This is a genomic window from Microbispora sp. KK1-11, assembly GCF_006874435.1.
Classification (GTDB): Bacteria; Actinomycetota; Actinomycetes; order Streptosporangiales; family Streptosporangiaceae; genus Microbispora; species Microbispora catharanthi.
The window spans coordinates 119,255-130,626 of record NZ_VIRJ01000030.1; the positions used below are offsets into that span (position 1 = coordinate 119,255).

The window sequence follows — 11,372 nt, forward strand, 5'->3', positions numbered from 1 at the left end:
CTGACAAAACGCCCATGACCTGGGGAATTACCTGATCAGAGCCCTTGGGGAACAACGTAAGCAGCGACATCCCGGTGGATGGAGTCTCTCGTGGCAACCACCAAAACCGAGCGCCGCACCGCCACCGAGGACGTGGTGAAGCGGCTCGCCCATCCCACCGATGCCGACATCGCTGCAGTCGACGCGTGGTGGCGTGCCAACAACTACCTGACCGTCGGCCAGATCTACCTGATGGCCAACCCACTGCTACGCGAGCCGCTGGCCGGCGAGCACATCAAGCCACGGTTGCTCGGACACTGGGGCACCAGCCCTGGCCTGGCGCTGGTGTACGCGCACGCGTCCCGGCTGATCCAGCACACCGGGCAGCAGATGATCTACCTGGCCGGTCCCGGGCACGGCGGCCCGACGCTGGTCGCGGCCGGCTACCTGGAGGGCACTTACACCGAGATCTACCCGCACATCACCCTGGACGAGGCGGGGCTGCTGCGGCTGTTCCGCCAGTTCTCCACGCCCGGTGGGATCCCCAGCCACGCGTCGGTGCCGACCCCGGGCTCGATCCACGAGGGGGGTGAGCTCGGCTACGTGCTGCTGCACGCGTTCGGCGCGGTGATGGACAACCCGGATCTCATCGCTCTGGCGGTGGTCGGCGACGGGGAGGCGGAGACCGGTCCGCTGGCGGGGTCGTGGAACGGGATCTCCTTCCTGAACCCGGTTCGCGACGGCGCGGTGCTGCCGGTCCTCCACGTGAACGGCGCGAAGATCGCCGGGCCGGCCCTGCTGGCACGCAAGGACCGCGACGAGGTCAGGTCCCTGCTGACCGGGCACGGGTATGAGGTGATCGAGGTCGAGGGTGACGACCTGCCCGGCATGCACTATCGGTTTGCCGACGCGCTGACGCGGGCGTGGGCGTCGATCAAGGCGATCCAGGCGGCGGCCCGCGGCGGCGACTGGGACGGCACCCGGCCCCGGTGGCCGATGATCGTGCTGCGGACGCCGAAGGGCTGGACCGGACCGGACGTGGTGGACGGGGTGCGGGTGTCGGGCACATGGCGCTCTCACCAGGTGCCACTGACCGGAATCAAGAACAACAAGGAGCACCTGCGGATCCTTGAGGACTGGATGCGCTCCTACCGGCCCGAGGATCTCTTCGACGACCGCGGCGTGCCCGAGGCGCTGACGTTGTCGATCAACCCTGAGGGAGAGCTGCGGATGAGCGGCAACCCGCACGCCAACGGGGGCCTGCTCACCGTCGACCTGGACCTGCCCGACTTCCGTGACTACGCGGTGCCGGTGCAGGCGCCGGGCAGGGACCGGCTCGAGTCGACCCGCAAGCTCGGCGAGCTCATGCGCGACGTCTACCGACGCAACCCGGATCGGTTCCGGCTCTTCTGCCCCGACGAGACCAACAGCAACCGGCTGGGGGCGGTGTTCGAGGCGTCCGACCGGGCGTTCGCGGAGCGCGTGACCGAGGAGGACGTCGCGATATCGCGGGACGGCCGGGTGATGGAGGTGCTCTCGGAGCACGCCTGCCACGGCTGGCTTGTGGGCTACACGCTGACCGGCCGGCACGGCTGGTTCGCCACCTACGAGGCGTTCGCCATGGTGTCGGCCTCGCAGACCGTACAGCATGCCAAGTGGCTGCAGGAGGCGCACGACCTGGCGTGGCGGGCTCCGGTGCCGAGCCTGAACATCCTGCTGACCTCGACCGCCTGGCGCCAGGACCACAACGGGTTCAGCCACCAGGGGCCCGGCCTGATCCAGAATGCGATCACCCAGCGCGGCACTATCAGCCGGGTCTACCTGCCGCCGGATGCGAACACGCTGCTGTCGGTGGCCGACCACTGCATGCGGTCGCGGTCGCGCGTGAACCTCGTCGTCATCGACAAGCAGCCGCAGTTGCAGTGGCTGCCCATGGATGAGGCGGTGGTCCACTGTGCCCGGGGCGCCGGCGTGTGGTCGTGGGCGGGCACCGAGGACGGGCGGTCGGATCCCGACATCGTGCTCGCCTGCGCCGGGGACGTGGTCACCATGGAGACCGTCGCGGCGGCGAACATCTTGCGCGGGCGGCTGCCGCACTTCGCCACCAGAGTGGTCAACGTGGTCAATCTGATGACGTTGCCACCGCGCACCGTTCACCCGAACGGCATGGACGACATCCTGTTCCGGGAGCTGTTCACCGACCACATCGACGTGCTGTTCGCCTTCCACGGCTATCCGGGCGCGATCCACCAGCTGGTGCACGGCCGGCCGGACCCGGAAAGGTTCCACGTACGCGGGTTCGTGGAGGAGGGCACGACCACGACCCCGTTCGACATGGTGGTGCGCAACCGGGCATCCCGGTACCACCTGGTGATCGACGCGCTGCACGCCGCGCGGCGGACCCCCGCCGGGGCGAGCGAGCTGAAGGCGTGGTGCGAGCAGCAGCTCCTCCGCCACGAGCGGTACGTGGTCGAGCACCTGCAGGACATGCCGGAGGTGCGGGACTGGTCGCTGGGCGACTGGGCAGAGCAGGGCTGAGGGCGCTCCTGAAGGTCGCTTACCAGGGAAGACAGGCGGCTCGTCGAAATGGGGTCGCCCCTACCGGCGGGGGCCCGCGCAAAGGGCTCCTGCCTACGGAGGTGAGCGCGTCATGGTGTTCGACCAGACAGATCTATACGAGCTGGTCGAGCACCTGCTGCTCGACGAGGCGGGCCAGTGGAACGCCGAGCCCATGGGCGTCACCCCCGAGGAGCTGGAGGAGGAGATGATCGAGCTCGCCTTCGAGTACGGAGGCGACGTCAGCGTGCTGGAGACCGGAGCGGCGGAGGAGCTCGCCGAGGCGGGCGGAGTGGCTGCGATGCTGCGCTGGTGAGGACCAGTGTCGACGCGGCGTATGACAACCGAGCTCCGGATCAGGGTCCTCGCTGAACTCTCGGCTGTGACCACCGCGCCAGGGCCAGTGCGACGGTGAGCAGGAAGGCCACCCCGGCGTAGACAGCCATCTCGGTGAACTGCTCACGGCTCTCCGCCGCCGTCATCGACACGGTGAGCCGCACGACCACCGACATGATGTGCCGTACGACGGCGATGATGCCGACGATGATGAACGGCTCGAGCCGCAGCCGGCCGCCCTCCAGATGGGTCAGGACGGTGGCGAAGATCTCCAGGACGATGAGGACGAGGAGGAGGTCCTCGATGACGACGACGACCTTCTCCGTCCACCCCACGTCGCCGCGCACCACCATGGCGAACAACATGATCACGATGCCGCCCGCGATCGCCAGCAGCACTGCCGACACCACATAGAGAATCACGCGTTCGGCCGCGGCGAGCACCTTCAGCAGCCGCACGTCCAGGTTGGTGCGCGCGTACCGGATGACCGACGGGTGGTCCCCGAACCGCGGGTCCCGCGCGGGCGGGTCGTCGTTCACGGCTCGCCCGTGAACTTGTCGTGGTGGCCGACAAGGGTGCTGACCGGTGGGCGGGGCTCGCAGTGCACCTCGATCTCCGGGGGCAGTCCGCTCAACTTGGTCTCGCCGCTGCCCCACACCACGAGGTTGACTCGGCCACCGGCCAGCGGTAACCCGGTGATCCTCAGCTCGCCGAACTCCTCCGGCAGCACGGGGGCCACCCACAGCCGGCCGTACGGGATCCAGGGGTCGAAGCGCAGCAGTGATCGCAGGATCTGGACGGGGCTCGCCGCCGCCCACGCCTGGGGGGAGCACGACGTGGGATAGGGCACCGGGATGGGGAACTCCTTCCTGCCGAACCCGCAGAAGAGCTCGGGGAGCCGCCCGCCGAACGCCTCCGCCGCGTCCAGCAGACCCATGGCCACCCGCTGCGCCTCGGCGACGAACCCGTAGCGCATCAGGCCCGACACGATCAGGGCGTTATCGTGCGGCCACACCGATCCGTTGTGGTAGCTCATCGGGTTGTAGGCGCCCATCGACGAAGCGAGCGTGCGGACGCCGAACCCGGTGAACATCTCCTCCGACAGCAGGTGCCAGGCCACGTACTCCGCCTTGTCCTCGTCCGCGATGCCGGTCCACAGGCAGTGGCCCATGTTGGAGGCCACGCTGTCGATCGGCCTGCCCTCGCGGTCCAGCCCGATCGCGTAACAGCCTCGCTCCGGAAGCCAGAAGAGCTCGTTGAACATGCGGCGGAGGGAACACGCCCGCTCCGTGTAGCGGCGCTCGGTCTCGTGGTCGCCCGCCTCGTGCGCGAAGTGGCTGCGCGCGATGTAGGCGGCGTAGACGTAGCCCTGCGCCTCCGCCAGGGCGATGGGCGCGCGGGCCAGGGTTCCGTCGGCGAAGTTCACCCCGTCGAAGGAGTCCTTCCAGCCCTGGTTGACCAGGCCCTTGTCGGTCTTGCGGCGGTACCAGAGCAACCCCTCGATCGGGCCCGCGCGCTCGCCGTACTCCTCGATCCACGACAGCGCCGCGTCGGCGTGCGGCAGGAGCTCCTCGACGGCCTCGCGATGGATGCCCCAGCGGCGCAGCTCGGCGAGGAGCACGACGTACAGCGGGGTGGCGTCGACCGAGCCGTAGTAGCAGGCGCCGCCGTGGGGGGAGACGCCCGACCGCGCGCCGAACCGCAGCTCGTGCGGGATCTTCCCGGGCTCCTCCTCCGACAGCGGGTCGACCTTCGTGCCCTGCAGCCTGGCCAGGCGGTGCAGCGTCCCGAGCGCCGGCGACTGGTCGAGCGGCAGCGCCATCCACGAGGTCAGCAGTGAGTCGCGGCCGAACAGCGTCATGAACCACGGCGCGCCGGCGGCGATCGTGGGTGGCTCGTCCGGGGGCCCGGGCTCGTACAGTCGCAGAGACCCCAGGTCCTCCTTGGACCGCCGGAGCGTCCTGGCCAACCCCGGATGGTCCGTGACCACGTACGGGCCGTGCCGCTGCCAGGCCGCCAGGCGCACCGCGGGCCCGGCATGCTGGACGGGATGGCGCGTGGAGAACCACGCCTGCGACTCCTCACCGTCGATGATCGGATTCACCTGCAGGGCCGCCCTCCACTCCCCCCGGGCCGGCACGGCCACGCGGAAGCCGAGCAGCCCCGGAACGGCCAGCGCGTCGGCGGTCCTGATCACGGCGCCGCGCGCGCGGCTCGGCGAGTAGACACGCAGGCTCGCCCCCTCGGGCACCAGGTCGACGTCGGGGACGTGCCGAACGCGGTTGATCTTCACCTCGAACAGGTCGGCGACGTCGGAGCCGATGTGGACGTCCACCACGCAGCCGGCCGGCTCGTCGGAGAGGTTGCGCAGCAGCAGGTCCTCGCGCAGGCCGCCGCCGACGTACCGGTCCCGCACCACCATCAGGGTGCTCTCCGCGCGGCCCGGCCTCGGCTGCGTCCGGCCGAGGAACGCGGCGTGGTAGGGCTCGCCCGCCAGCACCTGGAGCGGTTCGATCGGCACGTCGTCCACCCGCAGCTCCCAGCGGGACAGCAGCCGGGTATCGGCGTGGTAGACACCCTGCGGCCCGCCGGGCAGGATGTCGCCGTTCCAGGAGGAGACGCAGAACGAGCTCCCCTCGACGAGCGTCACGGTGCCGGCTCCCAGGGCGGCGGGCTGCCCCTCGAACGTCCACGCGTTCGCCATATGATCCCTCCCCCGAACGGCGGGCCTGCTGGAACCCTGCTGTCCCGGTCTCAGACCGCCACCGGGTAGGTCTCGGGAACCTCTCCGCGCTCCCAGCGGGCCGTACGCTCCAGGGGTTCCAAGGCGCGGGTCTCGTCGATGTGGATCACCGCGTCGAACTGGTCGGAGACGCGCGTCTGGAAGTAGTGGCTCTGCCGTTCGGTGCTCGGGCGGTAGATGACGCCGATGGCCCGTTCGAGCAGCGCCCTGCGCAGCAGGTCCGCCGCCCGGACCGAGTGGACGAAGTCGAGCAGGAACTCCTTGTGCCCGACCTCGTGGAACAGCTCCTCGATCGAGTCGGGCAGCGCCGGTCGCACGTTCTTCCGCTCGGCCGGGCGGCCCCAGTCGTCGGCCGCCGTGACCGTGCCGGTGTAGGTGGTGAAGCCGATGAGCCGGCAGTCGTCCCGGTTGTGCTCGCGCACCAGCCGGCCGAGGTTGAGCTCGCCGCGCGCGCCCATCTCGGTCGCCCGCGCGTCGCCGAGGTGGGAGTTGTGCGCCCAGACCACGATCTTCGCCGGCTCGCTCCGCTGCCAGCCGAGGTGCTCGGCCAGCGCGAACAGGGTGTCGGCCATGTGCCGGTCGCGCAGGTTCCACGACGACACCCGGCCGCCGAACATCGTGCGGTAGTACCGCTCGGCGTCGGCCACCACCTTGGCGTTCTGCTCGGCGTAGAAGAACTCCTCCTCGCCGAGCAGCCCCTGCGCCCGCTGATACTGCAGCGCCTTGCGCTGCAGTTCGGCGAGCTGGTCGATCACGTGCCGCTCGCACGACTCCCCCGCGCCGAAGGCGGCGGCGAAGCCGTACGCCTGCCCGTCGTCGCCGTCGCTGTGGTCGAGGCAGGAGTAGCGGTTGCGGGCCCGTTCCGCCGCGACCGGGTCCACCTTCTCGAGGTACGCGATGACCTCCTCCGCGGAGCGGTGCAGGCTGTAGAGGTCGAGTCCGTAGAACCCCGCCCGCGACCGCTCGTCCAGCCGCTCGTTGCGCTCGCGGAGCCACCCGAGGAAGTCGAGGACGTCCGCGTTGCGCCACATCCAGGTGGGGAAACGCGCGAAGCCGCGCAGCGCCTCTTCCGCCGACGCGTCGTCGCCGCGGCCGCGCACGAACCGGTTCACCCGGTAGGCGTCGGGCCAGTCGGCCTCCACCGCCACGGCGACGAAGCCCTTGGCCTCGATCAGCCGCCGTGTCATCCGGGCGCGCGCGGCGTAGAACTCGTGGGTGCCGTGCGACGCCTCGCCGATCAGTACGAACCGCGCGTCGCCCACGATGTGGAACAGCACCTCGTCCGAGGGCACGCCGTCCTCCGTCGGCACGAGCTCCGAGCGCAGGACGGCGAGGTCGGTCCGGGCGGGCGGGGCCCAGGCCCGCGCCGAGAACGCCGCGCGCAACAACTCGCGCACCTCCTCGTCGGTGGTCTGGGTGAAGTTCCAGTACGACTCCCCCACCGAGAAGAACGGGGTCGGAGTGGTCGCGCAGACGACCTCGTCCACCAGGGCGGACAGGTCCTCGCAGGTGGACTGCGGCGCGGCGGGCACGGCGACGACGATCTGGGCGGGTTCCCGTTCCCGCACCGCTCGGATCGCCGCACGCATGCTCGCGCCGGTCGCCAGTCCGTCGTCGACCACTATCACGATCTTGCCGCGTAGCTCCGGCGTGGGCGCGTCTCCCCGGTAGGCGCGGTCCCGTCTCGCCAGCTCGCGGGACTCCCGCTGGGCGACCTCCCTGATCGTCTCGGACGGGATTGCGAGCGCGCGGATGACGTCCTCGTCGAGCACGATCACTCCGCCGCCGGCGATCGCCCCCATGGCGAACTCCTCGCGGCCGGGCACGCCGAGCTTGCGCACCAGGAACACGTCGAGCGGGTGGCCCAGCCCCGTCGCCACCTCGTACGCCACCGGCACGCCGCCGCGCGGCAGGCCCAGGACGACGACGTCAGGCAGCCCGCGGTAGTGGTCGAGGAGTCCCGCGAGCACCCGGCCCGCGTCCCGGCGATCCGAAAACAGGCGATCAGTCATGAGCCTCGCCTCCCGGTCGCGCAGCCGATACCCCCATCCGAGTGGCGCAAACGCGGAAGCCTGCCGGCCTATCCGACATGCACCCGGGGACGGCGCTCGGGATCCGGCTCGGCCTCCCGCAGGATCTCGCGCGTCATCGCAGGGACGTCGCCCACTCCGAACACCAGGTAACGAAGCATCGCGGCGACGGGGTTCTCCTCGGCCCAGTGGAAGTAGATGTGCGGCAGCTTGTGGAAGCGGTCGCGGATGTAGAGCAGCAGGGCGGCCAGCGCGTTCGGGATCGAGGAGCTCTCCAGCCGGAGGATCCGGTGCCCGTACCGCTCCTCGCCCCGGACGCGCAGCTCTGTCAGGAACTCCGACGCGTCCGGGACGGTGGCCTCCACGAACAGCACCGGCGTGGCGGGATCCAGCCGGTGGTTGCGCCACTGCTCACGCACCTTCTCCTCGTATTCGGCCCGGTCGCGCAGCTGCGGCTCGTTGGCGATCAGGTGGACCTCGTCGCCGGGCACCTCGCTGAGGAACCACTCCGCCAGGGGGTCGAGGACCACGCGGGTGACCCGCAGCTCGGTGGACCGGGTCGCTCGGGAGATCAGCGAGGTGACCACGATGGCCGCGATGAAGAACGACGCGATCTTGACACCGTCCGGCCGCTCGATCACGTTCGCCACCAGCGTGTACGTGAAGACGAGGGCGATGGCCGCGTACGCCGCCGTCGCCGCGCGCCTGCGACGCCGGTAGACCGAGACCGTGACCGCGACGGCCGCCGAGAGGATCAGCACGAGGACCCCGGTGGCGTACGCCCCGCCCTGCGCCGTCACGCTCGCCCGGAAGATCACGGTGATGGCGAACGCGACGGCCGTGAAGACCAGCACCAGCGGCCGGACCGCCCGCGTCCAGTCGGGGGCCATGCCATATCGGGGCAGGTAACGGGGAACCAGGTTGAGCAGGCCCGCCATCGCGGAAGCGCCGGCGAACCACAGGATCGCGATCGTGCTCGCGTCGTACAGCGTGCCGAACCCGTTCCCAAGATAGGCGTGAGCCAGGTACGCCAGGGCCCGGCCGTTGGCCCTGCCGCCCTCCCGGAACTCCCGCAGCGGGATCAGCACGCTCGTGACGAAGCTGCTGGCGATCAGGAAGACGCTCATGACCAGGGCCACCGTCGTCAGCAGCCGTTTGGCTCCCCTGATCCGTCCCGCCAGGTCCCCCTTGATCAGCGGCATGACGGCCACCCCGGTCTCGAACCCCGACAGGCCGAGGGCGAGCTTGGGCATGACGAGCAGGGACAGCAGCACCATCGACGCCGGCCCGCCGTGCGAGGACAGCAGGGCCTGCTTCCAGTCCACGACCAGGACGGGCCGGTCGGCGACATGGAGCACGGCCGCCGTCACCACCACAACGTTGAGTGACAGGTAGACGCCCACGAGGACGACGGCGACGCCGATCGCCTCGCTGAAGCCCAGCAGGAACACGCCGCCGAGCAGCGCCAGCAGGCCGATCGTCACGCTGATCTGGTGCCCCTGCAGGGCGCGGGGCACGAAGGGGTTCTCCAGGATGTGGGCCGTCGCGTCGGCCGCCGACAGCGTCATCGTGATCACGAAGTCGGTGGCCGCGAACCCGAGCAGCACCAGGACGAACAGCTTGCCCCACCACCTCGGGGCGAGCCGCTCCAGCATCGCGACCGAGCCCTGGCCGTGCGGACTCTCCACCGCGACCCGCCGGTAGACCGGCAGCGCGCCGAACAGCGTCAGCGCGACGAGGAACAACGTCGCGACGGGCGACAGCAGGCCCGCCGCCAGCACGGCGATCCCCGGCTGGTAGCCCAGGGTGGAGAAGTAGTCGAGACCGGTGAGGCACATGACCCGCCACCAGGCATGCCGCCTGTGCGGCGCCTCCATCACATGGGGCCCGGCGGGCATCACGTCCTCGTGCTGAAGCCCCTCCAGGAGCCAGGAGCGGACGCTGTCCCTGGTCGCCATGCCGCCCACACTCGCCCTACTCCACGCATTCGCCGCCGACGGGGAGCCCCGTCTGCTCGGCGTGGCGGCGGAGGATCCGCTGCGCAGTGACAATGTCCTTCAACGCCCCGTCGAGCCCGGTGAGCGGTGGTTCGTCCTGGGTGACAAACCGGTGGAAGGCCACCAGTTGCCGCTCGTACGCCTCCGCGAGGTCGCGGTAGGCGACCGTGCGCTCGGCCGTGCCGGTCCGCGACAGGACGGTGAGGCTCGTCGGGGCGTTCAGCAGGTAGTGGGTCGGGAAGCACAGTTCCAGCGAGCCGTGGTCGTGGTGTACAGCGATCGTCTCCCGGTAGACGGGGTAGTCCGGCAGGTGGTGCCAGCACAGGCCGTACCTGCCGCGCGCGGGGTCCGGCAGTCTCCCGCTCACCTCGACCGAGGGCGGGAAGACGTCGTCCGGCCAGACGGACACATGGTCCACGGTCGCGGGCGAGCCGACCAGCAGCCGCATGACGGACAGCTCGTGCCGGACGTCGCCGAGCAGGACCCGGGAGTAGAGGCGCCGCAGCCGTTCCGGGACCGTTCCCAGAGCCTGGGTGATCGCCTCGTCGTCGGCTTCCAGATAGGGGGCGAGCCGCTCGGACGCCGGCCTCGACACCCGGGCTCTGGCGAACAGGAGCTGCGACTCCTCGGAGGGGTGCAGGACGGTGGCGTCCAGACGGCGCACGGCCCTGGCGCCGCCGGCCTCGCCGAGCGTCGACAGCAGGCGCTGCGTGGCCGGATCGTACTGCTTCATATAACCCACCATCAGCCGCGCGTCGCCGGGGATGCCGCGAAGCTCGGCCCGGCTGTAGGCGAGCGGCTTCTCGCACAGCACCCAGCAGCCGCAGGCGAGGGCCGACTTCACGAGTGGCCCGTGAGAACCGGGCGTGAGGACGATCAGCGCGTCGAACCCGCCCGCCTCCAGCATGGCCATGGCACGGTCGTAGGATCTGACGCCCAACTCCCGGCCCAGCGTCTCCGCGTGGTCGCCGTCCAGGTCGCACACGGCGGACACCTGGAAGATGTCCCTCCGCCTGGCGAGCAGCGGCAGGTACACGACCTGGGCCGCCACGCCCAACCCCACGAGAGCCACCTTCAGCGCGCCCACGCTCTCACCCACTCCCACGACGGGCCGTCGCCCGGCCGCTACCCCTCCTGGATCTCCCTCCAACCGGCGCTGGAGTTCGCGCACACGAGCGCGTCGACGCGGTCGGCCAGGTACGCGTCGCGCTGGCCCGCGCTCATCGCGTCCCAGTCGGCCCGTGGAACCCGGATCTCCTCGCTGACGACGTCGTGCCTGCACTGGAAGAACAGCTCGACCGTCACCATGTCGCCCATGTCCTCTGACGGCATCGCTCAGTCCTCCGCTCGCCGCTCACACCGCGACAGCCGGCCCCCGGGCAGCATGATGTCCCCCTCACTGCCAGAGCAGGCGGACCGCGGGACCCGCGGCAGCCACAGGAGGGTCAGCCGGTGCGGGCGTCCTCGGTGGTCGCGATGACCGAGTTCGCCGTGCCGAGGTCGATGCCACCGTTTTGGCCTGTTCTCATCCCCCTCCTGGCGCTCACCTGAGCGCAGCGGCCTCACGAGCGTCGGTGAGCACGCGCCGGGCCTCGTCGGCGAACTCGGGGTCGACGAGGATGTCGTAGTGGTCGGCGACGACCGCAGGCATCGAGGCGAACGCCCGGTGCTGCACCACGTGACTGATCGCACCCCAGACGAGGCCGAAGATCAGCCCGAGCACGATCGAGG

The 11,372-nt window shown here is 70.5% G+C and carries 9 protein-coding genes; 2 read left to right on the forward strand and 7 right to left on the reverse strand.

Going from position 1 to position 11,372, the window contains the following annotated elements:
* The first annotated feature begins 132 nt into the window (after nt 1–132).
* Nucleotides 133–2,517 (forward strand): phosphoketolase family protein, encoded by a 2,385-nt coding sequence (locus FLW16_RS33465; RefSeq protein WP_260615853.1) that lies wholly within the window; start codon nt 133–135, stop codon nt 2,515–2,517.
* Between the two features lie 112 nt (nt 2,518–2,629).
* Entirely contained in the window at nt 2,630–2,851 is a 222-nt protein-coding gene (locus FLW16_RS33470; RefSeq protein WP_142564220.1) for a hypothetical protein, read from the forward strand.
* 40 nt (nt 2,852–2,891) lie between these two features.
* Here FLW16_RS33470 and FLW16_RS33475 read toward each other — a convergent pair whose 3' ends face one another.
* The 7 genes from FLW16_RS33475 to FLW16_RS44065 form a co-directional block, all read right to left on the reverse strand.
* Nucleotides 2,892–3,410, reverse strand: a complete 519-nt coding sequence (locus FLW16_RS33475) for a phosphate-starvation-inducible PsiE family protein (RefSeq protein ID WP_142564222.1) — start codon at nt 3,408–3,410, stop codon at nt 2,892–2,894.
* Nucleotides 3,407–5,575: a glycogen debranching N-terminal domain-containing protein gene (locus FLW16_RS33480; protein WP_142564224.1), complete on the reverse strand. Its 2,169-nt coding sequence runs from the start codon at nt 5,573–5,575 to the stop codon at nt 3,407–3,409. The genes FLW16_RS33475 and FLW16_RS33480 overlap by 4 nt, the downstream gene beginning before the upstream one ends.
* 50 nt (nt 5,576–5,625) lie before the next feature.
* Nucleotides 5,626–7,626, reverse strand: a complete 2,001-nt coding sequence (locus FLW16_RS33485; RefSeq protein WP_142564226.1) for an erythromycin esterase family protein — start codon at nt 7,624–7,626, stop codon at nt 5,626–5,628.
* A gap of 68 nt (nt 7,627–7,694) precedes the next feature.
* On the reverse strand, nt 7,695–9,602 hold the full coding sequence (locus tag FLW16_RS33490; protein WP_142564228.1) for an amino acid transporter: 1,908 nt from the start codon (nt 9,600–9,602) through the stop codon (nt 7,695–7,697).
* A 16-nt stretch (nt 9,603–9,618) separates the two neighbouring features.
* Nucleotides 9,619–10,728 (reverse strand): Gfo/Idh/MocA family protein, encoded by a 1,110-nt coding sequence (locus tag FLW16_RS33495; RefSeq protein ID WP_260615849.1) that lies wholly within the window; start codon nt 10,726–10,728, stop codon nt 9,619–9,621.
* A gap of 38 nt (nt 10,729–10,766) precedes the next feature.
* Nucleotides 10,767–10,973 carry a hypothetical protein gene (locus FLW16_RS33500; RefSeq protein ID WP_142564230.1) on the reverse strand — a complete coding sequence of 69 codons (207 nt, stop codon included), beginning with the start codon at nt 10,971–10,973 and terminating at the stop codon, nt 10,767–10,769.
* Between the two features lie 211 nt (nt 10,974–11,184).
* Nucleotides 11,185–11,372 (reverse strand): hypothetical protein (locus FLW16_RS44065; RefSeq protein WP_221891411.1); only part of this gene is annotated, 188 nt, incomplete at its 5' end.